Origin of the sequence: Variovorax sp. dw_954 (genome assembly GCF_018449755.1) — a bacterium.
In the GTDB taxonomy this organism is placed as follows: Bacteria; Pseudomonadota; Gammaproteobacteria; order Burkholderiales; family Burkholderiaceae_C; genus Variovorax.
The window spans coordinates 79,529-100,770 of record NZ_JAAVVD010000017.1; the positions used below are offsets into that span (position 1 = coordinate 79,529).

Below are 21,242 nucleotides of genomic sequence, written 5' to 3' on the forward strand. Positions count from 1 at the left end.
TTCTGCCGCGCGGACTCCTAGGAGCCTCTAAAACGCTTGACCCGGCGTATGCGGGCCAGCCAGCGCCCTTTCAGGCGACCCTGCGCTCCGACGCCGCGCGGGCACCGACTCCCCCGCACCGAGCGCCATGTGCTCCGCCCAGCGGATGACCTCCAGCGCGCCATCGGCCTGCTCGGCCAGCGCCGTCAGGCTCTCGACCCAGTCACCGTCGTTGCAATAGAGGATGCCGTCGATGTCGCGCATCTCCGCATGGTGGATGTGCCCACAGACCACGCCCTGCACGCCCCGCTTGCGCGCCTCGCGCGCCACGGCGGTCTCGAAGTCGCCAACATAGCTCACCGCGCGCTTCACCTTCTGCTTGAGGTAGTTCGACAACGACCAATACGGCAAGCCCATGCGCGCGCGCAGCGAGTTGAGGTGCCGGTTCAGCTTGAGCGTGAATTCATAGAGCGAGTCGCCCACATGCGCCAGCCACTTGGCGCACTGGATGACGCCGTCGAACAGGTCGCCATGGATGATCCACAGCTTGCGACCGTCGGCGGTCTCGTGGATCCATTCCTCGGCCACCTCGATGCCGCCGAAGTTGTGGTTGAGGTACTTGCGCGCAAACTCGTCATGGTTGCCGGGAATGAAGATCACGCGGGTGCCGTTGCGGGCCTTGCGCAATAGCTTCTGCACCACGTCGTTGTGCGCCTGAGGCCAGTACCAGTGGCGGCGCAGTTGCCAGCCATCGATGATGTCGCCGACGAGGAACAGCGTGTCGCACTCGGTGTGCTTGAGGAAGTCGAGCAGAGCGCGGGCCTGGCAGCCGGGCGTGCCCAGGTGCAGGTCGGAGATCCACAGCGTGCGATAGCGCTGGCGCGGGCGGGTCGCCGCGTCGCTGTCGAGGTCGGGGGTGTCGCGCCATGCGCGCAGGAATGCGTCTTCTCTTTGCATGGACGGGTAGGTTCGCAGGACGGCGTGACGACGCCATGGCAATGGGGTGACACCCGCGTGACCGTGGGCATTCGGCCACACGACAATCCCGGCCTATGCGACCCGGCCAGATCATCGTTCTTGCGACCCCTGTCTTCTTCCTGCTGATTGCGATCGAGTTTGCCGTGGGCCGCGTGCGGGCGCGGCGCGGCACCGGGCAGGACACCTACCGGCTGGCCGATGCGGTCAACAGCATCGGCCTGGGCATGCTGAGCCAGATCACGACGGTGCTGACCGGGCTGCTGCGCATCGGCATCTACACGGCTGTCTACTCGTCCGTGGCCTTGTTCGACGCGGACTTCTGGATGCAGTGGTACGGCTGGCTGCTGGCGCTGGTGTTCTACGACCTCTGCTACTACTGGCTGCACCGCATGGGGCACGAGTCGGCCATCCTCTGGGCCGCGCATGTGGTGCACCACCAGAGCCAGCACTACAACCTTTCGACCGCGCTGCGCCAGACATCGAGCGGCGCGCTGCTCGGCTGGGTGTTCTACCTGCCGATGGCGGTGGCGGGCGTGCCGCCGCTGGTGTTCGGCGTGGTGGCGCTGGTCGACCTGCTCTACCAGTTCTGGGTGCACACCGAGCAGGTCGGCAAGCTTGGCTGGTTCGACCGCTGGTTCTGCTCGCCGTCCAACCATCGGGTGCACCATGCCGTCAATGACGAGTATGTCGACCGCAACTACGGCGGCATCCTCATCGTGTGGGACCGTCTGTTCGGCAGCTTCAAGGAGGAAGGCGAGCGCTGCGTCTACGGCACGCGCAGCCCGCTGCAGAGCTGGGACCCGCTGTGGGCCAATGCGGAGGTGTACTGGTCGCTCGCGAAGGATTCGTGGCATGCGCACAGTTGGGCCGACAAGCTGCGCGTGTGGATCAAGCCGCCGGGCTGGCGACCGGCGGACGTGGCGGCGCGCTTTCCGAAGAGCGACTTCGACATCGCGCAAGTGACGCGCTACGAGCCGCCCGTGTCGCGCGGCGTGCTGTGGTTCGCGGGGGCACAGTTTCTGCTGTTGCTGGGTGGGGTGGCGAGCTTCCTCTGGGTTTCGGATGCCATGCCGCTGGAGCGCAGCGCCGTGTGGCTGGCCGCCCTGACGGCCGCGCTGTGGGCGATCGGCGGCGTGCTGCAGGCGCGGTTGAGCGTGCTGGAAGTGTTGTACGTCGAAGCTGCCGCATTGGCGGCTGCGAGCGGCGTGCTGGCACTGGACGGGCTGCATGTGGTCTTCAAGCCGATGGCCTTGCTGCTGTTGATTGCGTTCGTGATCGTCCGCGCCCCGCGGGAGGGCGTTGTGACCAGGTTTCATGCCTGGTTGATCGCCGGCCTGGTCGCATCGCTGGCCGGTGACGTGCTGCTGATGTGGCCGCAGTTCTTCGTGCCCGGCCTCGTGTGCTTCCTGCTCGCGCACCTGGCGTACATCGCGCTGTTTCGCATGGGGGTCGGCCTGTTCCCGCGGCGGGTCGCGCTCGCGGCCACGCTGGCCGTCGGCGCCGCGATGTATGCGGTGCTCTGGTTTGGCGGATTGCCTGTTGCGTTGCGTGCGCCGGTCGGTCTCTATGTGATCGTCATTGCCTGCATGGCGGCGCAGGCGATCGGGCGCGCGACGGTGACCGCCGATGCGGCGGCGCGCTGGGTCGCGGTCGGCGCCTGCTTCTTCATGCTCAGCGACGCGCTGCTGGCGATGAATCGCTTCGTCACCCCGCTACCGCTGGCCTCACTGTGGGTGCTGGCGACGTATTACGCGGCGCAGATGCTGATCGTGCGGCACGCGCGACCCGTGTCTCAGCCGGCCGCTTGATCGGGGCAGCGCTGGATCTCCACTGTGGAATGCCGGATCTCCTCGTGCATCGAGAAGCAGGCCCGCACCTCGTCCGCGCTCAAGGTCGGTGAGTGCGTGACCGCGGCGACGGCGCAGACATAGGCGCCGCGGCCGACGCGCCAGACATGCAGGTCGGCCACGCGCGTCTCCCTGGCAGCGAGCGTGGGCTCGATGCCCTCGCGGATCTCGTCGACCACGGGGTCGCCCATCTCGCGATCGAGCCAGGCCCAGCCCTAGAGCCAGCCGCCGATCAGCGCGGCGAGGTGATCCACATCGCCAGCCGCGTGCCCCGCTCGGCGCGCATTTGTCGTCGGTGAAGCGATGGTCGCGGCGCCAGGCGCCCAGATCGTGGGTGTGCATGGGTTCAGGCCCCGAACATGTCGCCGTCTCGGGAAGGCGGCGCGACTCCCAGGTGCCGGTACGCCGCCAGCGTCGCAATCCGCCCGCGCGGCGTCCGCTGCAGGTAACCCTGCTGGATCAGGTACGGCTCGATCACGTCCTCGATGGTCTCGCGCTCCTCGCCGATGCTGGCCGCCACGTTGTCGAGCCCGACCGGGCCGCCGTCGAAGCGATGGATCACCGCTTCGAGCAACTTCCGGTCCATCAGGTCGAAGCCTTGCGGATCGACGTCCAGCATCGCCAGCGCCTTGTGCGCGATGTCCTCGGTGATGCGGCCGTCGCCCTTCACCTCCGCGTAATCGCGCACGCGCCGCAGCAGCCGGTTGGCAATGCGCGGCGTGCCGCGCGAACGGCGTGCGATCTCGAAGCCGCCGGCCTCGTCCATCGCCACCTTGAGCAGCCCGGCGCTGCGTCGCACGATGTGCGCCAGTTCCTCGGCCGTGTAGAACTCCAGCCGAGCCACGATGCCGAAGCGGTCCCGCAACGGGTTGGTCAGCATGCCGGCGCGCGTGGTGGCGCCCACCAGCGTGAACGGCTGCAGGTCGAGCTTGATGCTGCGCGCGGCCGGGCCCTCGCCGATCATGATGTCGATCTGGTAGTCCTCCAGCGCGGGATAGAGGATTTCCTCGACCACCGGGCTCAGGCGGTGGATCTCGTCGATGAAGAGCACGTCGTTGCGCTCGAGATTGGTGAGCAGCGCCGCCAGGTCCTTGGGCTTCTCGAGCACCGGGCCCGAGGTCTGGCGCAGGTTCACGCCCAGTTCGGCCGCGATGATGTGGCTCAGCGTGGTCTTGCCCAGCCCGGGCGGGCCGAACAGCAGCACATGGTCCAGCGCCTCTTCGCGCTTGCGTGCCGCGCCGATGAAGATCTCCAGTTGCTCCCGCACCTTGGCCTGGCCGACGTACTCCTGCAGCAGCTTGGGCCGCAGCGCCCGCTCGATCGCCTCCTCGTTCGGCGAAGCCGGGGCGGCGGAGACCACGCGTTGCGGGGCTGGGGCGAAATCATCGGTCTGGATGGTCATAAGGCATAGGGCGGATCCGGCAGTTTAGCCAGATGACTGGCTGGCAGAATGCCGTTCCAATAAGGGAGAGGATGGGAATGCTGCGTGTCGATCTATGAACTGAAACCGCGTTTTCAGGCCCTGCTGCGCCCGCTGGTGGTACGCCTGCGCGCATCGGGCGCCACGGCCAACCAGGTCACGCTGATCGCTTGCGCCATCTCCGTCGCGCTGGGACTCTGGCTTTTTTTCGCGCGACCTGCCGCAGCCGCGTTCGCGCTGGTGCCGATGTGGATGCTGATCCGCATGGCCTTCAACGCCATCGACGGCATGCTGGCGCGCGAGCACAACCAGCAATCCCGGCTCGGCGCCTTCCTCAACGAACTGACCGACGTGATCTCCGACGCGGCGCTGTACCTGCCCTTCGCGCTCGTCGCGCCGTTCAGCCCGTTCTGGGTCGGCACGGTGATCGTGCTCGCAGGCCTGAGCGAATTCGCCGGCGCGCTCGGCCCGACGGTCGGTGCCTCGCGCCGCTACGACGGCCCGCTGGGCAAGAGCGACCGGGCCTTCGTCTTTGGTGTGCTGGGCCTCTACGTGGCGCTCGGCTGGCCCATGCCCCAGCCGTTGTCGTGGCTTATGCCCTTGCTTGCCGCGGGCGTCGCGTGGACCATCGCGAATCGCGTCCGCCGTGCACTGGCCGAGCCCGCCTCACCGCAAGCAAAACCATGAGAATCCGGCCCGCCCGCTCCAGCACAACAAGATGACCACCCCACGCGCTGCCCAGGAGCAGCACTTCGCGACGCACGATGGCGTCTCCCTTTTCTACCGTCGCTGGCCGGCCACCGGCACAGTGCGCCGCGGGGCCATCGTCCTGTTCCACCGCGGCCATGAACATGGCGCCCGCATGGCGCATCTGGTCGATGAACTCGACCTGCCCGAATTCGACTTCTACGCCTGGGACGCGCGCGGCTACGGCAAGTCGCCTGGACAGCGGGGCTACAGCCCCAGCTTCGCCACCTCGGTGCGCGATGTGCAGACCTTCATCGACCACATCGGCCAGGCCTACGGCGTGCCGCCGCAAGACATCCATGTGATCGCGCAAAGCGTGGGCGCCGTGCTGGTCGCCACCTGGGCGCACGACTACGCGCCCAGGGTGCGCGGCCTCACGCTCGCCTCGCCGGCCTTCAAGGTCAAGTTGTACGTGCCCTTCGCGCGCGCCGGGCTGGGCCTGATGCACAAGCTGCGCGGCCTGTTCTTCGTCAACAGCTACGTCAAGGCCAGGTTCCTCACGCACGACCCGGAACGCATCGCCAGCTACGAAGCAGACCCGCTGATCTCCCGCCCCATCGCAGTGAACATCCTGCTCGGCCTCTACGAAGCGGCCGACCGCATCGTGGCCGATGCCAACGCGATCACGCAGCCGGTGCAACTGTTGATCTCCGGCGCCGACTGGGTGGTGCACCACAAGCCGCAGCATGAATTCTTCAAGCGCCTCGGCAGCGCCACCAAGACGAAGATGGAACTGCCCGGCTTCTTCCACGACACGCTCGGCGAGAAAGACCGCGCACCGGCTGTCGCCGCCATCCGCGCCTTCGTGCTGCAGTTGTTCGACCAGCCGCCGATGCGCGTCGACCGCCAGGACGCTCACCTGCGCGGCGACACCGCCGACGAATCGCGCGCGCTGGCCCAGCCCCTGTCCCCGATGTCGCCGCGTGGCGCGTACTGGGCGCTGACGCGCGCCGGCCTGCGCCTGGGCGGCACGCTGTCGAGCGGCGTCGCGCTCGGCCACCAGACGGGCTTCGATTCCGGCAGCACGCTGGATTACGTCTACCGCAACACGCCCCAGGGCAAGGGACCGCTCGGCCGCAACATCGACAAGACCTACCTGCAGTCCATCGGCTGGCGCGGCATCCGCCAGCGCAAGATCCACGTCGAGGAACTGCTGCGCGAGGCCATGGAGCGCCTGGCCGCGAAGCATCGCGACGTGCGGCTCATGGACATCGCCGCCGGCCACGGCCGCTATGTGCTGGACGCGGTGGCGGCGAGCCCGGTCAAGGTCGCCTCGGTCCTGCTGCGCGACTACAGCGACATCAATGTGCGGGACGGCCGCGCGCTCATTGCCGAGAAGGGACTTCAGGACATCGCGCAGTTCGTGCAGGCCGATGCGTTCGACCGCCTGAGCCTGGCCAGCGTCACGCCACGCCCGACGCTGGCCGTGGTGTCGGGCCTGTACGAGCTGTTCCCCGACAACGAGATGGTCTGCCGCTCGCTGGCCGGCGTCGGCGATGCGGTGGAAGACGGCGGCTACCTCGTCTACACCGGCCAGCCGTGGCATCCGCAGCTCGAGATGATCGCGCGGGCACTCACCAGCCACCGCCAGGGCCAGGCCTGGGTGATGCGCCGCCGCACGCAGGCCGAGATGGACCAGCTCGTCGAGGCCGCCGGCTTCCGCAAGATCACGCAGCGGGTCGACGAATGGGGCATCTTCACCGTCTCGCTGGCGGTCCGGACCGGGCCATGAGCCGCAACGCCGCGCGCCCCTGGAAACGCGCCGCGGCGTGGCTCGTGCTGCTCGGGCCGCTGTTCTATGCCGCCTACGGCTTCGCCAACTGGTGGGCCACCACACGCACCCATGTGCCGACTGCGGCTTTCGAATGGGAGCGGCAGATCCCGTTCTGGCCCTGGACGATCTTCCCGTACTGGACCATCAACGTCTTCTACGCGCTGTCGCTCTTCTTCGGGCGCAGCAAGCATGTGGTCGACCGGCATGCACTGCGGCTGCTGACCGCCACCGTCATTGCCGTCACCTGCTTCGTGCTGTGGCCGCTGCAATTCAGCTTCGGCCAGCCCCCGGTCGAGGGCGCGCCGGCCTACCTGTTCGATGCGCTGCGCGGCTTCGACAAGCCCTTCAACCAGGCACCGTCGCTGCACATCGCGCTGGCCGTCATCCTCTGGGACTGGTACCAGCGCCTGTTGAAGAATTCCTGGGCGCGAGGGGTGCTGCACCTGTGGACCTTCGCCATCTGCGCCTCGGTGCTGACCACCTGGCAACACCACTTCATCGACATTCCCACGGGCGCCCTGCTGGGACTGTTCTGCGTCTGGCTGTGGCCGCTGGAACGCGTGCCCTCCATGCCACGCGCGTGGATCCTCGCACGCGACCCGCAACGATGGAAGCTGGCCGCGATCTACGCCATCGGCGCAGCCTCATGCCTGGCCGCTGCCTTGCTACTCGGCGGCGGTGCGTTGTGGCTCGGCTGGCCCGCCGCCTCGCTGGCGCTTGTGGCACTCAACTACCTCGGCTTCGGCGCACGCGGGTTCCAGATGAACGCGCGGGGGCACATGGCATGGGCAGCGCGCTGGCTGCTGTTGCCCTACCGCGCCGGGGCGGGGCTCAACGCCATGATCTGGACGCGCAGGATGCGGGCTTCTTCCGAAGTCCTGCCGGGCCTCTGGCTCGGGCGCATTCCCGATTTCGTGGAATGGCTGGCCGCCGGAAAGCCGCGCATGGTCAGCCTCAGCGCCGAATTGCAGTTGCCTTCCGGCGCCGGCGCGCACTGCCTGCCGATGCTCGACCTGGTCGTGCCCTCCCCCGAGCACTTGCGCCGCGCCGCACTCATCATCGAAGCCCAGCATCGCGCGGGCGGAACGGTCTGGATCTGCTGCGCGCTGGGCTTCTCGCGCAGCGCCGCGTCCCTGGTCGGCTGGATCGCCGCGCATGCGCGCGATGCCAAGGTGGCGCAGGCGCTGGCCGACGCGGAGGAACTGGTGCGACAAACGCGCCCGCAGATCGTGCTGCGCCCGGCTTGGCGCACCGCGCTTGCGCAGGCCATCAGCGAGAACGACACGCATGACGCTTGACCCCCGATCCGGAACCGTCGTGAGATGAACGACAACGACCGCGCCCTCTGCGCCACCACGGCGAGCCTGCTGCATGCTGCCGGCGGCATTGCGGCGCTCGGCCTGGCGCTGAGCGGCATTGCGCTCGGCGTGCTCGCCCTCACGGCACGCTCGCTCTCGCTCACCTCCTGCATGGGCTTTGGCGCCGTCGCGATCATCGGCGTGCTCGAGCGCTACCTCGCACTGCGGCTACGGCTCGACGCCGGCCTGTTCGAGGGGCTCGCGCGCGGCAACATCGCATCGCTGAGCGCACTCGACAGCGCATTGGGGCGCATCGGCGTGCGCCAGTTGCCCGATGCTTCGCGCGCGCTGGCCGAGCGTGTGTTCGGCACGCGCCAGTTGCTGCAGCGGCACGGCATCACCGTCGCCTGCCAAGCCGCGATGTTCCTCCTGGCCTTGCTGACGCAGGACATGCAATGAACCACAAGAAGACAACGAACCAAAGGGAGAGGGATACATGAACGCATCCGTGCAAAGGGAAGGCCGCAAGTTCGCGGCCGCCGTCGCGGCGTGGCTGATCGTCGGCATCGCCAGGCTGCTCACCGGCGTGCGCGCCATCTGGAGCGGCGCCACGCCCAAGGCCGAGCAGACGCTCTACTTCGCCAATCACACCAGCCATGGCGACTTCGTGCTGCTCTGGGCCACGCTGCCGCCCGACTTGCGCGCCATCACGCGCCCGGTGGCGGGGCAGGATTACTGGCTCGCATCGAACGGTCGCCGCTTCGTCGGCGAACAGGTCTTCAACGCGCTGATGATCAAGCGCGATGGCTCCGCCGACGGCAGCAATCCGGTGCAGCAGATGGCCGATGCCCTGCACGCCGGCGACTCGCTCATCATGTTCCCCGAAGGCACGCGCAACATGGGCGACGACGTGCTGTTGCCACTCAAGAGCGGCCTCTACCACCTGGCGCGCGCCTGCCCCAACGTGCGGCTGGTCCCGGTGTGGATCGAGAACCTGAAACGCGTGCTGCCCAAGGGCACGCTGGTCCCGATTCCGCTGGCCTGCACGGTGCGCTACGGCACGCCGATCGCGCTCGTCGAGGGTGAGGACAAGAACAGCTTCATCGCGCGCGCACGAGCCGCGATGCTGGACCTGCGGCCGGAGTACGACCGGGAAGAGGCGGCGGCATGAGACGTCCGGTGTCAACCCTCTTGAGAGATTTCGATCCGGCAGGCACTGGCATGGATCGCGGGATCGCAGGGGGTGCCGCCCGGCCTCGTACTCCGGCGCGCACCGCGAAGGCTTTCGAATGAACACCGCGTCCTCCACCCAGACCACGCTGACCCTCTTCGGCGGCGTGGCCTGCGTCCTGATCGTGGCCTCGGCCATCGGTGCGCTGCTCAAGTGGCGCGTGGCCAAGGGGCAGCCCAATGCCGTCATCGACAACCTGAACTCGCGTGTCAACGCGTGGTGGGTCATGGTCGCGGTCATCGGCGTGGCCTTCGCCTTCGGCAAGGGCGGCGTGATCGTGCTGTTCTATCTGATCTCGTTCTACGCTTTGCGCGAGTTCATCAGCCTGGCCTACACGCGACGCGGCGACCACCATGCGATCGCACTCGCCTTCTTCGTGGCGCTGCCGGTGCAGTATTTCCTGATCTGGATCGACTGGTACGGCCTGTACGAGATCTTCATCCCCGTCTATGCATTCCTCGTGCTGCCCATCCTCGCGGCGATGGGCGGCGACACGCGGCGTTTCCTGGAACGCACCTCGAAGATCCAGTGGGGCCTGATGGTGTGCGTGTTCTGCATCAGCCACGTGCCGGCCTTGCTCACCCTGCCGATACCGGGCTTCGAAGACCGCAACCTGTTGCTGATCGCCTTCCTCGTGATCGTGGTGCAGGGCAGCGACGTGCTGCAGTACGTGTGGGGCAAGCTCTTCGGCAAGCGAAAGGTCGCGCCCGAGTTGTCGCCCTCCAAGACCTGGGAAGGCCTGATCGGCGGCGTGGCCAGCGCCACCGCCCTGGGCGCTGCGCTTTCATGGGCCACGCCATTCACTCCCTGGCAGGCCGCGCTGATGGCGCTCACGATCTGCCTGATGGGCTTCTTCGGCGGGCTCGTCATGTCGGCCATCAAACGCGACCGCGGCGTCAAGGACTGGGGCACCATGATCGAAGGCCACGGCGGCATGCTCGACCGGCTCGATTCGGTGATCTTCGCGGCGCCGATCTATTTCCACGTGCTGCGGTACTGGTGGGTGCCCTGAAGCTGGACCCGCCGTGCGCGCCGAAGAGCCCATCCTCGAATGCGCAACCGCCGCGAAGTGGGCGGCCTGGCTGCAGCGCAACCATGCCAGGTCGACGGGCGCGTGGCTGCGGCTCGCAAAGAAAGGTGCCGAACGCCAGACCCTCAGCTACGCCGAAGCGCTCGACATCGCGCTGTGCCAGGGCTGGATCGACGCTCGCAGCCAGTCCGAGGGCGACCACTATTGGCTCAAGCGCTTCACGCCCCGGTCGTCGCGCAGCATCTGGTCGAAGATCAATTGCGACAAGGCCATGAAGCTGTTGCGGGCAGGCCGCATGCAGCCCGCCGGCCTGGCCGAGATCGACCGCGCGAAGTCGGACGGCCGATGGGACGCGGCCTACGACGGTGCCCGCACATCGACGGTGCCCGCCGACCTGCAAGCCGCGCTCGAGGCCGAACCGCGCGCCGCGGACTTTTTCGCCACGCTCGATTCAACCAATCGCTACGCCGTACTGTTCCGTACGCAGACCGCGAAGAAACCGGAAACACGGGCGAAGCGCGTCGCGCAATTCGTGGCGATGCTGGCTCGCGGCGAGAAGTTGCACCCGTGAGGAAGCGTGAAGATTTCGTAGCGAGGGCGCCGAGCTCAGGTCGAGCAGCACAGCCGCAGCAGAACGATTCGCACTTCCGGTGCGGACAAGCTACTTCGCCAGCGCCCGCAGCGCCAGCTTGATGCCCTCGCTCACGCCGACATCCTTCGGCAAGGCCTTGAGCGATGCCGCTGCCTCCTTGTCGCTGTAGCCCAGCGCCACCAGCGCCTGCAGGATGTCGGCCTGCGAGTCGCTGGCCGCGTGCGCGGGCAGCGCGATGTCGGCGCCCAGCTTGCCCTTGAGTTCGAGCAGCAGGCGCTCCGCCGTCTTCTTGCCGATGCCTGGAATCTTGACCAGGCGGCCCGTGTCCTGCAGCGTCACAACCTGCGCCAGTTCCGCCACGCTCAAGCCCGACAACACGCCCAGCGCCATGCGCGGCCCAATGCCCGAGATCTTGATCAATTGCCGGAACGCCATGCGCTCTTCCGGCGTGCCGAAGCCGTAAAGGATCTGCGCATCCTCGCGCACCACGAAGTGCGTCAGCAGCGACACCCGCGCGCCGGTCTGCGGCAGGTTGTAGAACGTGCTCATCGGCACATCGACTTCGTAGCCCACGCCGTTGCAGTCCACCACCACCTGCGGTGGATTGCGTTCGGCCAGCGTGCCGGTCAACTTGCCTATCATCGGAGCCCTTCTTCGTGCCTTTTCAAAAGATCCACTTTCAAATCAGGCCGAGACGCGAAGCGCCGCCGCAGACAGTGCTCCAGCACGGCAAGGCGGCGCGACAAAGTATCGGCCTGATTTGAAAGTGGATCGGAATTATCCCTTTGATCATTCGTCATACCTTCAAGCCGCTGAACAACACCCGCCTGAGCCATCTCTGCGGCCCGCTCGACGAGCACCTGCGCCGCATCGAGGAAGCGCTCGACGTGAAGGTCGCGCACCGCCACGAGCAGTTCAAGGTCGAAGGGTCCAAGGTCCAGGCCGAGCAGGCCATGGACGTGCTGCAGGCGCTCTACGAGATCGCCGACCGCGCCATCGACCCGGCCGTGGTCCAGCTCACGCTCGCCAGCGATTCAGGGATGACGGAAGACGGCGAGCCCGGCCCGATGCTCGTCACGCGCCGGGCCGACCTGCGCGCCCGCACCCCGACGCAGGCGACCTACCTGGAGAACATCGCGGCCCACGACATCACCTTCGGCATCGGCCCTGCCGGGACCGGCAAGACCTACCTCGCCGTGGCCTGCGCCGTCGACGCGCTGGAGCGCAGCGCCGTGCAGCGCATCGTCCTCACGCGGCCGGCGGTGGAGGCCGGGGAGCGGCTCGGCTTCCTGCCCGGCGACCTGTCGCAAAAGGTCGACCCCTACCTGCGCCCGCTCTACGACGCGCTTTACGACCTCATGGGTTACGACAAGGTGCAGAAGGCCTTCGAACGCAACGCCCTCGAGATCGCGCCGCTGGCCTTCATGCGCGGCCGCACCCTCAACAACGCCTTCGTGATCCTCGACGAGGCGCAGAACACCACGCAGGAGCAGATGAAGATGTTCCTCACCCGCATCGGCTTCGGCGCCAAGGCCGTGGTCACCGGCGACGTGAGCCAGATCGACCTCCCCAAGCACCAGCTCAGCGGGTTGATCGATGCGGAGCGGGTGCTCCGCCGCGTCAAGGGCATCGCGATCACGCGTTTCACCTCGGCCGACGTGGTGCGGCATCCGCTGGTGGCGCGCATCGTCGACGCCTACGACAACCAGCGCAAGCGCGCCGACCCGCGATGAGCCTTCCTGCACTTTCGTTGTCCTTGCAGTTTGGCCGCTTCAAGGGCGTGGAGCGGCATCGCGCCGCCTTGCCGCGCCACAGTGTCACGCGCTGGATCCGCCACGCGCTCGACTGCGAAGGCGAACTCACGGTGCGCATCGTCGACGCCGACGAAGGCCAGCGCCTGAACCGCGAGTTCCGCGGCAAGGACTATGCGACCAACGTGCTGACCTTCGACTACGCGCAGAGCCCGCTCGTCATGGCCGATCTGGTGCTGTGCGCCCCGGTGGTCGCCCGCGAGGCGAAGGAGCAACGCAAGACCCTCGCCGCGCACTACGCGCACTTGCTGGTGCACGGCACCCTGCACGCGCAGGGCTGGGACCACGAAACCGGCGAGCAGGACGCCGAGGAGATGGAAGCGCGGGAGATCGAGATCCTCGCCGGCCTCGGCGTCAAGAACCCATACTGAAGCGCTGACCCACTACGCCATCTGCAGCGGAATCGTCACCGGCCCGTCATTGACCAGGTGCACCTGCATGTCGGCGCCAAACTCACCCGTCGCGACCTGCGGATGTCCCGCCCGCGCCTTCGCCACGAAGTAGTCGTACAGGCGCTTCCCCTCGTCCGGCGGCGCCGCCTGCGTGAAGCTCGGCCGGTTCCCGCCGCTCACATCGGCCGCCAGCGTGAACTGGCTGACGATGAGCAGGCCGCCGCCCACGTCCTGCACGCTGCGATTCATCTTGCCGGCCTCGTCGGAAAAGATGCGCAGCTTCAGTATCTTGGCCAGCAAGCGATCCGCCACCGCATCGCCATCGCCACGCTCGGCGCAGACCAGCACGAGCAGGCCGCCGTCGATCCGTCCCACGGTCTGTCCGGCGATGTCGACCCGCGCCTCGCGCACTCGCTGCAGCAAGGCCTTCATCCAGCGGATTCCTCGACCCTCGTGGTCCGCGCTTCCATGCCGAGCGGCAACAGCTGGATCGTCACGCGCAGCCCGGGCACCGCGTCCATGAGCGCCTGCTCAAGCCCATCGCGCAGGTCCGCCGCACGCTGCAGCGACCAGTCGCCAGGCACATGCATGTGGAGATCGGCAAAGCGGCGCTGGGCCGCTCCGCGCGTCACGATGTCGTCGAAGCGCAGCTGCGCACCCTCGGGCGCCGTGGCCTTGAAACGATCGAGCGTGGCCATCAACGCGGCCTGCGAATCGGCATCGAGCGCCTCGTCCATCAGGCCCTGAGAGGAACGCCAGACGAGCCTCACCCCCTCCCGCACGATGTTGAGCGCCACGCCGATCGCCAGCAGCGGGTCGAGCCAAAGCCAGCCGGTGAAATGCACGGCCACGATGCCGATCACCACGGCAGCCGAGGTCCACACATCCGCCAGCAGATGCCGGGCGTCGGCGTCGAGCGCGACGGAGCGGTGCGCCCGCGCCGCCCGGAACAAGGCCCAGGCCAAGGCCCCGTTGAACCCCGAGCTGACGATCGACAGCCCCAGGCCCCAGCCAACTTGCTCGACCGGCTGCGGCGCCAGCAGTCGTTGCACCGAGACCCAGAGGATCGCCAGCGCCGCGCCGACGATCAGCACGCCTTCGAATCCGGAGGAGAAGTACTCGGCCTTGTGATGGCCATAAGGATGATCCGCATCCGCCGGACGTACTGCAATGGTCACCATCGCCAGCGCAAACATCGCGCTCGCCAGGTTCACGAACGACTCCATCGCATCCGAGATCAGGCCCATCGAATTCGTGAGGTAGCCAGCCAGCCCCTTGAGGACGATGGTGAGCAAAGCCACTGCGATCGACCAGCGCAGCCACGCCGCCGGGCTCAGCGGCGCGGACGCGGAAGTTGCGGGGAAATGGGAGTCGTTGGAGGGCACGGGAAGCGAAACGAGGCCTCGAGGCGTTGATTATGTCCGGCGACAGACCGCCCCAAGGTCGCGTACCATCGACGGATATAGAAGCTCGCTGAACAGAGAGAAGGGGGTATTTCATGAATATAAGAACTGGCTTGGCCTTGTTCGCACTGGTTTGTGCAACGGCCACCGCCTCGGCACAGACGCCGGCCACGCCCGCCGCGCCAACGCCCGCCACACCCACACATGCCGGCTTTGTCAAGAACTTGCGCGGCGACGTCAAGCTGCTCGACGCCAATGGCGTGATGCGCGCCGCCCGCACCGGCGATGAGGTGTCGCCCGTCGAGCGCGTGGTCACCGGGCCTGACTCCGGCGCCAGCGTGGTCCTGCGCGATGGAACCGTGCTCGTGATCGGCCCGTCATCGCGGCTCGATCTCAAGGGCTTCAGCTACGAATCGACCACGCAGGATGGCAACGTACTGGTTGCGCTGCTGCGCGGCTCGCTTCGAATGATCACCGGCCTGATCGGCAAGTCGCATCCCGATGCGGTTCGCATCGAAACCCAGACCGCGACCATCGGCATCCGGGGCACCGACTTCATCGTCGAGGTGGAGCCCCAATGATCCAAGGTCGAATTAGTCTTTGCCTTGCCGCCTGCTGCGCGCTCTTGCTCGCCGCCTGCTCCACGCCGGGAACCCGCGTCGTGCTGCTGCCCCAGGAAGACGGCACGCCCTCGGCCGTGGTCGTGGCGTCGAAGGGTGGCGAGAAAGTATTGGGCAAGCCCTTTGAACGTGCCGAGGCGCCACTGAGCGCCAGCGGCCCTCCCGTGGTCGACCAGGCCGACCCGGCGAAAGTCCGCAAGGCCAACGGCACGCTGTTCGACATGGCGCCGCCCAAGGCCCAGCGCTACACCCTCTACTTCGAGGCGGGCGGCACCGCGCTGGCGGCGGCGTCGCAGCAGGACTTGCAGGACCTGCTGGTTGCCGCGGTCGCCCGCAGCGGTGGCGACATCGTGGTCACCGGCCACACCGACACCACCGGCGCGGCCGCCCAGAACGACACGCTATCGCTCCAGCGCGCATCGCAGGTGCGCGACATGCTCATCGCGCGCGGATTCCCGCCAAACCGTGTCGAGGCTGCAGGCCGCGGCTCGCGCGACCTGGCCGTGCAAACCGGCCCCGACGTGGACGAACCGCGCAACCGGCGCGTGACGGTCGTCGTTCGCTAAGGGCTGTCCTCGCAGACCCCGGCCGTGGGCAGGCCCCGCGGCCTGCGGCGGTCGCCGCTCTTGAGTCGATGTGGCTTCGCCATCTCGACTCAATCGCCCGCGGGGGCGGGGCCGGGCACCGCCCGGTCCTGCGGGCCTCTCGGGTCGGTGCGCCTTCGCCAGTCGACCCGGCCTCCTGGCCGGGCGCGCTCAACTCAGCAGGACCCGCGCGAACTTCCGCTTGCCCACCTGCAGCACATAGTTGCCAGCGGGCAGCTTCAGGCCCTTGTCACTGATCACGGTCGAATCGACGCGGACCCCGCCGCCATCGATCATGCGATTGCCCTCGCCGTTCGATTCCACCAGCCCGGCCTGCTTCAGCAATTGGGCGATGCCGATCGGCGCGCCTGTCACCGTCCGCTGCGGGATCTCGTCTGGGATGCCGCCCTTGCTGCGATTGTTGAAATCCTGCTCGGCCGCATCGGCAGCGGCGGCGCTGTGAAACCGGGCGGTGATCTCCTTGGCCAACGCCACCTTGGCGTCCTTCGGGTTCCGCCCGGCCTCGACCTCGGCCTTCAGCGCCTCGATTTCCGCAAGCGACCTGAAGCTCAGGAGCGTGTACCAGCGCCACATCAGCACGTCAGAAATCGACAGCACCTTGGCGTACATCGTCGAAGCGTCTTCGCTGATACCAATGTAGTTGTTCTTGCTCTTGGACATCTTCTCGACGCCGTCAAGCCCTTCCAGCAAAGGCATGGTGAGTATGCACTGCGGCTCTTGCCCGTATTCCTGCTGCAGGTGACGCCCGACCAGCAGGTTGAACTTCTGGTCGGTGCCACCGAGTTCCAGGTCGGACTTGAGCGCCACCGAGTCGTAGCCCTGCATCAGCGGATACAGGAATTCATGCACCGAGATCGACTGGCCGGCCTTGAAGCGCTTGTTGAAATCGTCGCGCTCCATCATCCGGGCCACGGTGTACTTGGCCGCCAACTGGATCATGCCGCGGGCGCCCAGCGGGTCGCTCCATTCGGAGTTGTAGCGAATCTCGGTCCTGTCCGGGTCCAGCACCATGCTGGCTTGGCGGTAATAGGTTTGCGCGTTGGCCTCGATCTGTTCGCGTGTCAGCGGCGGGCGCGTGCTGTTGCGGCCGGAGGGGTCGCCGATGGTCGTCGTGAAGTCGCCGATCAGGAAGATCACGGTGTGCCCGAGATCCTGCAACTGGCGCATCTTGTTCAGCACGACGGTATGGCCGATGTGGATGTCGGGGGCGGTCGGATCGAGGCCGAGCTTGATGCGCAGCGGCTGGCCGGTCGCTTCGGAACGCTGGAGCTTGCGGATCCACTCGTCCTGCGGCAAGAGCTCGTCAGCGCCGCGCAGGGACACTTCAAGCGCCTGTCCTACACCTTTGGACAGACTTGTGGATGTAACAGAATTGGCATTCATTGGATTTTTACGGCTGTCTTGAGTACTGCCGAAGCTATACTCAGCCCGACTTTCGAGCGCCGGATTCTAAGCGGCGCGCCTTCCGCACCGCTCTGCCGCCTTCGTCATCAAGGCCTTTTCAGCGCGGGTTGGCTGAACAGAATTTTGGACTGACTCAATTTGATCAAAGGCATTCTTGCTGCCGAGGAGCTACTTGCTTCTCGCGTGGCGCACACATTCCGGACGTATCCGAAGCAGATCACCGCTGCCATTGCGGCGATGCTGCTTTGCGCCGGCGGCGGTGCATTTGCCGTGGCCGCACTCGGTACCGACTCCGGCGACCATCCCGTCCGGCAGGTGCTCGAAGCGGTGGCGCCGCTGCCCGTCGAAGCCCAGACCGAGGCGCTCGATGCATTCGGATTCACGCTGTTTCGCAGCGACCTGACCCGCTCCAGCGACACGGCGGAAGCGCTGTTCAAGCGCCTTGGCGTTGCCGACTCGCGCGCGGCCGCCTTCATCCGTGCCAACGCGGACGCCCGCGCGGCACTGTTCGGCCGCCCCGGCCGCACGGTCACCGCCGAAGCCGGACAAGACAACCAACTCCAGAAGCTCAGCGCCCGCTGGATTCCCGATGCTGACGGCGGCTTCAAGCGCGTCGTCATCAGCCGGACGCCCAACGGCTTCGCCCTGAAGACCGAAGCCGATCCGCTGACCTCCAGCACGCGCCTGGCCAGCGGCGTGGTCCGCACGTCCCTGCTCGCCGCCACCGGCGAAGCCCGCATTCCCGACGGCGTCGCCAGCCAGTTGGCCGACATCTTCGGCACCGACATCGACATCCGCCAGTTGCGCGACGGCGACCGGTTCGCCGTGGTGTACGAATCCTTCGAAGCCGATGGCCAACCGCTGCGCAGCGGCCGCGTACTTTCCGCCGAGTTCGAAAGCGCCGGCAAGCTGTATCAGGCTGTGTGGTTCCAGGAACCCGGCAAGAAAGGTAGCTACTACCGCCCGAATGGCGACAGCCTGCGCAAGGCCTACCTGAGTTCGCCGGTGGAATACTCGCGCATCACCAGCGGCTTCGCGATGCGCAATCACCCCATCTTCAATGACTGGCGCCAGCACCACGGGATCGACTTCTCGGCGCCCATCGGCACCGGCGTCCGCGCGGTCGGAGACGGCGTTGTCGAGTTTGCGGGCGTGCAGAGCGGCTACGGCAACATGATCATCCTCAACCATCGCAACCACCAGGCCACGGTGTACGCCCACCTGAGCCGCATCGACGTCAGGGTCGGCCAGCCTGTGACCCAGAGCCAGTTCATCGGTGCCGTCGGCATGACCGGCTGGTCCACCGGCCCGCACCTGCACTTCGAATTCCGGGTGAATGGCGACTACGCCGACCCCACCACCATCGCCGACCAGGGCGGCGGCATGCCGATCGCCGCCTCGTCGCGCCAGGCTTTCGAGCGTGTGGCCAAAGCCACCCGCACCGAGTTGGCGGCGGCCTTCTCCGTTGTGCAGGCGAGCGCCGACTGACTCTCCTGCCCGCTTCCGCCATGGCCGAGGATCTTTTCATCGGCTTGATGTCCGGCACCTCGCTCGATGGCGTGGATGGCGTGCTGGCCGACTTCGCCGGCGGTCACATTGCCGTGAGGGCCCATGCCACGGCCCACTTTCCGGTGGCGCTGCGAGCCGAACTTCTCGCGCTCAACCTCCCGCACGGCGACAACGAATTGCACCGGGCCGCCCTGGCGGGCAATGGCTTGGCCAGGCTCTATGCCTCCGTTGTGCAGCAATTGCTGGACGAGACCGGCCTCCCGCCGAGCGCCGTCCGCGCCATCGGCGCCCACGGGCAGACCGTGCGGCATCGTCCCGGCGAATTCGACGAAACCGGCTACACCCTGCAGATCAACAACCCGGCGGCACTGGCCGAGTGGACCGGCATCGACGTGGTGGCCGACTTCCGCAGTCGCGACGTGGCTGCGGGCGGCCAGGGTGCACCGCTGGTTCCGGCCTTTCATCGCGCGCTGTTCGCCCACCCGGACCACGCGGTCGCGGTGCTCAACATCGGCGGCATTGCCAACCTCAGCCTGCTGCCGGCCACCCGCGGCGCCCGGCAGACCGTGCTCGGCTTCGATTGCGGCCCCGGCAATGCGTTGATGGACCACTGGTGCCAGAGCCACATTGGCGAACCCTTCGATCGCGGTGGCCAGTGGGCCGCCAGCGGCGAGGTCCTGCCGGAATTGCTGGCACGCCTGATAGGCGGCCCCTACTTCAGCAAGGCGCCGCCCAAGAGCACCGGGCGCGACCTGTTCAACGCCGCCTGGCTGGCCACGCACCTGGGCGCCGCGAGCGACGCCGCCCCGGTCGACGTCCAGGCTACGTTGGCCGAATTGACCGCAAGCGCATGCGCGGCGGACGTTCAACGCCACGGCATCGAGAGCAAGGAACTGATCATCTGCGGCGGCGGTGCCCTGAACGATCACCTCGTCGGACGCTTGCGTGCATTGCTGCCCGGCCTGGAGGTCGTCTCCTCGAGCGAGCGCGGCTTGCCGCCGCAGCAGGTCGAAGCGGCAGCCTTCGCATGGCTGGCGCGCGCCGCCATCCGCCGCGAGCAAGGCAATCTGGCCAGCGTCACCGGTGCGCGCGGTGGACGGGTGCTCGGGGCGATCTACCCGGCTTGAATGGACTTTCCTGCGTAGCGCCTGCGGTGCTGCGTCAGCCCTGGCCAGAGACTTCTGGCGGTTCCGGCTGGACGAGCTTCGCTTCCGGCGGCAGATGCCAGAAGATCAGCGCCGACGCGATCGTGACCAGGCCCATCCCCGCAAATGTCGCCTGGAACGCGTGCAGCGTGTCGATCGGTGCATTCTTGCCGAACAGCTCGGTGAAACCCGCCAGCACCATGCCCGACGCTGCCACGGCCAAGCTCATGGCGAGCATCTGCACCATGGAAAACAGGCTGTTGCCGCTGCTGGCCGTGTCGGGCGGCAAGTCGCGCAGGGTCACGGTGTTCATGGCCGTGAACTGCAGCGAGTTCACGGCGCCGAAGACGAGCAACTGGAGCAACAGCAACGCCAAGGGCTGGCCCGGCGCGGCCAGCGCGAAGGTCGCCATGGACCCACCGACCAGCACCGTGTTGCCGACCAGCACGCGCCGATAGCCGTGGCGCGTGATAAGGGGCGCGGCGAATCGCTTCATGGCCATGCCGGCCATGGCGATCGGCAGCATCGTCAGCCCTGCTTGCAGGGGCGAGTAGCCCATCGAGACCTGGAGCAGCAATGGCACCAGGAAGGGCATGCAGCCACTGCCCAGGCGGGAGAACAGGTTGCCGGCCAGACCGACGCTGTAGGTCGGGATCCGCAACATGGCCGGTGAAAAGAGTGGATCGGGCCGGCGCGCGGCATGCGCCCAATAGGCCACGAGGCTGGCAAAGCCGAAGACCATCAGCAGCAGCACGCCGACCTGGTGCAGCCCCAGTTCGGAAACGCCATCGAGCGCGAGCGAAAGCGCCACCATCCCGAAGGCCAGGAGCGTATAGCCCACGCCGTCGAAGCTCGCGAGTGTGGTCGCGCGCAGTTCCGGCATGATCTTCAGCGTGGCGATGCAGCCTGCCAGCCCCACCGGCACGTTGATCAGGAAGATCCAGTGCCAGGACGCGTACTGCACCAGCCAGCCGCCCAAGGTGGGCCCGAGCAGCGGCCCGATCAGGCCGGGAATCGCGACGAAACTCATCGCCTGCACGAATTCGCTGCGTGGCACCGTGCGCAGCAGGGCCAGGCGCCCGACCGGCAGCAGAAACGCGCCGCCGGCGCCCTGGATCACCCGGGCCGCGACCAGCTGCCCCAGCCCGCGCGACATGGCGCAGCCGATCGACCCCAGCACGAACAGGACGATGGCCGCGAAAAACACGCGCCTCGCGCCAAAGCGATCGGTGATCCAGCCGGAGGCGGGAATCAGCATCGCCATCGTCAACGCATAGGCCACGATGACCGACTGCATGCGCAGCGGGCTCTCGCCCATGCTGGCCGCCATCGCCGGCAAGGCCGTGTTGATGATGGTGGCGTCCAGCGTCTGCATGAAGAAACCGACGGCCACCAGCCAGAGCAGGCTCTTCTGGGCGGAGACTTTTGAGGCGCTCATTCAAACGACACGCAAGAAA

22 protein-coding genes are annotated in these 21,242 nt (G+C 67.2%); 14 read left to right on the forward strand and 8 right to left on the reverse strand.

The features are described 5' to 3' along the window. Window positions 1-27 precede the first annotated feature (27 nt). Window positions 28-936, reverse strand: coding sequence for a UDP-2,3-diacylglucosamine diphosphatase (locus HB681_RS23955; protein WP_213957373.1), 909 nt, complete (start codon window positions 934-936; stop codon window positions 28-30). A 95-nt stretch (window positions 937-1,031) separates the two neighbouring features. On the opposite strand from HB681_RS23955, the gene HB681_RS23960 reads away from it, so the two are divergent. Continuing rightward, a complete protein-coding gene (locus HB681_RS23960; protein ID WP_213957374.1) occupies window positions 1,032-2,765 on the forward strand; it encodes a lysoplasmalogenase family protein in 1,734 nt (577 codons plus the stop codon). On the opposite strand, the gene HB681_RS23965 is transcribed toward HB681_RS23960, so the two are convergent. Together HB681_RS23965 and ruvB are read right to left on the reverse strand one after the other, a co-directional pair. After that, window positions 2,750-2,995, reverse strand: a complete 246-nt coding sequence (locus HB681_RS23965) for a hypothetical protein (protein ID WP_256354587.1) — start codon at window positions 2,993-2,995, stop codon at window positions 2,750-2,752. The two genes, HB681_RS23960 and HB681_RS23965, sit on opposite strands and share 16 nt — an antisense overlap. A gap of 155 nt (window positions 2,996-3,150) precedes the next feature. Continuing rightward, window positions 3,151-4,206 carry a Holliday junction branch migration DNA helicase RuvB gene (gene ruvB / locus HB681_RS23970; RefSeq protein ID WP_213957375.1) on the reverse strand — a complete coding sequence of 352 codons (1,056 nt, stop codon included), beginning with the start codon at window positions 4,204-4,206 and terminating at the stop codon, window positions 3,151-3,153. Window positions 4,207-4,290: 84 nt separating this feature from the next. Here ruvB and HB681_RS23975 point away from each other — a divergent pair, with 84 nt between their 5' ends. From HB681_RS23975 to HB681_RS24005, 7 genes are all read left to right on the forward strand, one after another. Beyond that, entirely contained in the window at window positions 4,291-4,911 is a 621-nt protein-coding gene (locus tag HB681_RS23975; protein WP_213957376.1) for a CDP-alcohol phosphatidyltransferase family protein, read from the forward strand. Window positions 4,912-4,942: 31 nt separating this feature from the next. Beyond that, window positions 4,943-6,703: a bifunctional alpha/beta hydrolase/class I SAM-dependent methyltransferase gene (locus HB681_RS23980; protein WP_213957377.1), complete on the forward strand. Its 1,761-nt coding sequence runs from the start codon at window positions 4,943-4,945 to the stop codon at window positions 6,701-6,703. Continuing rightward, on the forward strand, window positions 6,700-8,043 hold the full coding sequence (locus tag HB681_RS23985) for a phosphatase PAP2/dual specificity phosphatase family protein (protein ID WP_213957378.1): 1,344 nt from the start codon (window positions 6,700-6,702) through the stop codon (window positions 8,041-8,043). The genes HB681_RS23980 and HB681_RS23985 overlap by 4 nt, the downstream gene beginning before the upstream one ends. Window positions 8,044-8,067: 24 nt before the next feature. Beyond that, complete coding sequence (locus HB681_RS23990) at window positions 8,068-8,502, forward strand: hypothetical protein (RefSeq protein ID WP_213957379.1); 435 nt, start codon at window positions 8,068-8,070, stop codon at window positions 8,500-8,502. 37 nt (window positions 8,503-8,539) lie between these two features. Beyond that, window positions 8,540-9,214 carry a lysophospholipid acyltransferase family protein gene (locus HB681_RS23995; protein WP_213957380.1) on the forward strand — a complete coding sequence of 225 codons (675 nt, stop codon included), beginning with the start codon at window positions 8,540-8,542 and terminating at the stop codon, window positions 9,212-9,214. Between the two features lie 118 nt (window positions 9,215-9,332). Then, window positions 9,333-10,286 carry a phosphatidate cytidylyltransferase gene (locus tag HB681_RS24000; protein WP_213957381.1) on the forward strand — a complete coding sequence of 318 codons (954 nt, stop codon included), beginning with the start codon at window positions 9,333-9,335 and terminating at the stop codon, window positions 10,284-10,286. A gap of 13 nt (window positions 10,287-10,299) precedes the next feature. Next, window positions 10,300-10,875 carry a YdeI/OmpD-associated family protein gene (locus HB681_RS24005; RefSeq protein ID WP_213957382.1) on the forward strand — a complete coding sequence of 192 codons (576 nt, stop codon included), beginning with the start codon at window positions 10,300-10,302 and terminating at the stop codon, window positions 10,873-10,875. Between the two features lie 90 nt (window positions 10,876-10,965). On the opposite strand, the gene ruvA is transcribed toward HB681_RS24005, so the two are convergent. Beyond that, window positions 10,966-11,538 (reverse strand): Holliday junction branch migration protein RuvA, encoded by a 573-nt coding sequence (gene ruvA / locus HB681_RS24010; RefSeq protein WP_213957383.1) that lies wholly within the window; start codon window positions 11,536-11,538, stop codon window positions 10,966-10,968. Window positions 11,539-11,681: 143 nt separating this feature from the next. Between ruvA and HB681_RS24015 the strand changes: the two genes are divergently transcribed. Together HB681_RS24015 and ybeY are read left to right on the forward strand one after the other, a co-directional pair. After that, a complete protein-coding gene (locus tag HB681_RS24015; RefSeq protein WP_213957384.1) occupies window positions 11,682-12,629 on the forward strand; it encodes a PhoH family protein in 948 nt (315 codons plus the stop codon). Beyond that, a complete protein-coding gene (gene ybeY / locus HB681_RS24020) occupies window positions 12,626-13,078 on the forward strand; it encodes an rRNA maturation RNase YbeY (protein ID WP_213957385.1) in 453 nt (150 codons plus the stop codon). The genes HB681_RS24015 and ybeY overlap by 4 nt, the downstream gene beginning before the upstream one ends. Before the next feature lie 12 nt (window positions 13,079-13,090). On the opposite strand, the gene dtd is transcribed toward ybeY, so the two are convergent. Both dtd and HB681_RS24030 read right to left on the reverse strand, forming a co-directional pair. Continuing rightward, window positions 13,091-13,531, reverse strand: a complete 441-nt coding sequence (gene dtd, locus HB681_RS24025) for a D-aminoacyl-tRNA deacylase (protein WP_213957386.1) — start codon at window positions 13,529-13,531, stop codon at window positions 13,091-13,093. Further along, window positions 13,528-14,436 (reverse strand): cation diffusion facilitator family transporter, encoded by a 909-nt coding sequence (locus HB681_RS24030; RefSeq protein WP_213957470.1) that lies wholly within the window; start codon window positions 14,434-14,436, stop codon window positions 13,528-13,530. Before HB681_RS24030 ends, dtd begins: the two co-directional genes overlap by 4 nt. Before the next feature lie 161 nt (window positions 14,437-14,597). Between HB681_RS24030 and HB681_RS24035 the strand changes: the two genes are divergently transcribed. Together HB681_RS24035 and HB681_RS24040 are read left to right on the forward strand one after the other, a co-directional pair. After that, window positions 14,598-15,083 (forward strand): FecR domain-containing protein, encoded by a 486-nt coding sequence (locus tag HB681_RS24035; RefSeq protein WP_213957387.1) that lies wholly within the window; start codon window positions 14,598-14,600, stop codon window positions 15,081-15,083. Then, complete coding sequence (locus HB681_RS24040; RefSeq protein ID WP_213957388.1) at window positions 15,080-15,688, forward strand: OmpA family protein; 609 nt, start codon at window positions 15,080-15,082, stop codon at window positions 15,686-15,688. The genes HB681_RS24035 and HB681_RS24040 overlap by 4 nt, the downstream gene beginning before the upstream one ends. 189 nt (window positions 15,689-15,877) lie before the next feature. On the opposite strand, the gene tyrS is transcribed toward HB681_RS24040, so the two are convergent. Beyond that, window positions 15,878-17,110, reverse strand: coding sequence for a tyrosine--tRNA ligase (gene tyrS / locus HB681_RS24045; RefSeq protein ID WP_213957389.1), 1,233 nt, complete (start codon window positions 17,108-17,110; stop codon window positions 15,878-15,880). Window positions 17,111-17,269: 159 nt separating this feature from the next. Between tyrS and HB681_RS24050 the strand changes: the two genes are divergently transcribed. Both HB681_RS24050 and HB681_RS24055 read left to right on the forward strand, forming a co-directional pair. Further along, window positions 17,270-18,619: a M23 family metallopeptidase gene (locus tag HB681_RS24050; RefSeq protein ID WP_213957390.1), complete on the forward strand. Its 1,350-nt coding sequence runs from the start codon at window positions 17,270-17,272 to the stop codon at window positions 18,617-18,619. Window positions 18,620-18,639: 20 nt separating this feature from the next. Beyond that, window positions 18,640-19,767, forward strand: a complete 1,128-nt coding sequence (locus HB681_RS24055) for an anhydro-N-acetylmuramic acid kinase (RefSeq protein ID WP_213957391.1) — start codon at window positions 18,640-18,642, stop codon at window positions 19,765-19,767. Between the two features lie 34 nt (window positions 19,768-19,801). On the opposite strand, the gene mdtD is transcribed toward HB681_RS24055, so the two are convergent. Further along, window positions 19,802-21,223, reverse strand: coding sequence for a multidrug transporter subunit MdtD (gene mdtD / locus HB681_RS24060; protein ID WP_213957392.1), 1,422 nt, complete (start codon window positions 21,221-21,223; stop codon window positions 19,802-19,804). Window positions 21,224-21,242 lie beyond the last annotated feature (19 nt).

What these genes read in the sequence shown, in the direction of transcription:
- HB681_RS23955 (WP_213957373.1), bottom strand. Translation starts at nt 936, where the DNA reads ATGCAAAGAGAAGACGCATTCCTGCGCGCATGGCGCGACACCCCCGAC.
- HB681_RS23960 (WP_213957374.1), top strand. Translation starts at nt 1,032, where the DNA reads ATGCGACCCGGCCAGATCATCGTTCTTGCGACCCCTGTCTTCTTCCTG.
- HB681_RS23965 (WP_256354587.1), bottom strand. Translation starts at nt 2,995, where the DNA reads ATGGGCGACCCCGTGGTCGACGAGATCCGCGAGGGCATCGAGCCCACG.
- ruvB (WP_213957375.1), bottom strand. Translation starts at nt 4,206, where the DNA reads ATGACCATCCAGACCGATGATTTCGCCCCAGCCCCGCAACGCGTGGTC.
- HB681_RS23980 (WP_213957377.1), top strand. Translation starts at nt 4,943, where the DNA reads ATGACCACCCCACGCGCTGCCCAGGAGCAGCACTTCGCGACGCACGAT.
- HB681_RS23985 (WP_213957378.1), top strand. Translation starts at nt 6,700, where the DNA reads ATGAGCCGCAACGCCGCGCGCCCCTGGAAACGCGCCGCGGCGTGGCTC.
- HB681_RS23990 (WP_213957379.1), top strand. Translation starts at nt 8,068, where the DNA reads ATGAACGACAACGACCGCGCCCTCTGCGCCACCACGGCGAGCCTGCTG.
- HB681_RS23995 (WP_213957380.1), top strand. Translation starts at nt 8,540, where the DNA reads ATGAACGCATCCGTGCAAAGGGAAGGCCGCAAGTTCGCGGCCGCCGTC.
- HB681_RS24000 (WP_213957381.1), top strand. Translation starts at nt 9,333, where the DNA reads ATGAACACCGCGTCCTCCACCCAGACCACGCTGACCCTCTTCGGCGGC.
- ruvA (WP_213957383.1), bottom strand. Translation starts at nt 11,538, where the DNA reads ATGATAGGCAAGTTGACCGGCACGCTGGCCGAACGCAATCCACCGCAG.
- ybeY (WP_213957385.1), top strand. Translation starts at nt 12,626, where the DNA reads ATGAGCCTTCCTGCACTTTCGTTGTCCTTGCAGTTTGGCCGCTTCAAG.
- dtd (WP_213957386.1), bottom strand. Translation starts at nt 13,531, where the DNA reads ATGAAGGCCTTGCTGCAGCGAGTGCGCGAGGCGCGGGTCGACATCGCC.
- HB681_RS24035 (WP_213957387.1), top strand. Translation starts at nt 14,598, where the DNA reads ATGAATATAAGAACTGGCTTGGCCTTGTTCGCACTGGTTTGTGCAACG.
- HB681_RS24040 (WP_213957388.1), top strand. Translation starts at nt 15,080, where the DNA reads ATGATCCAAGGTCGAATTAGTCTTTGCCTTGCCGCCTGCTGCGCGCTC.
- tyrS (WP_213957389.1), bottom strand. Translation starts at nt 17,110, where the DNA reads ATGAATGCCAATTCTGTTACATCCACAAGTCTGTCCAAAGGTGTAGGA.
- HB681_RS24055 (WP_213957391.1), top strand. Translation starts at nt 18,640, where the DNA reads ATGGCCGAGGATCTTTTCATCGGCTTGATGTCCGGCACCTCGCTCGAT.
- mdtD (WP_213957392.1), bottom strand. Translation starts at nt 21,223, where the DNA reads ATGAGCGCCTCAAAAGTCTCCGCCCAGAAGAGCCTGCTCTGGCTGGTG.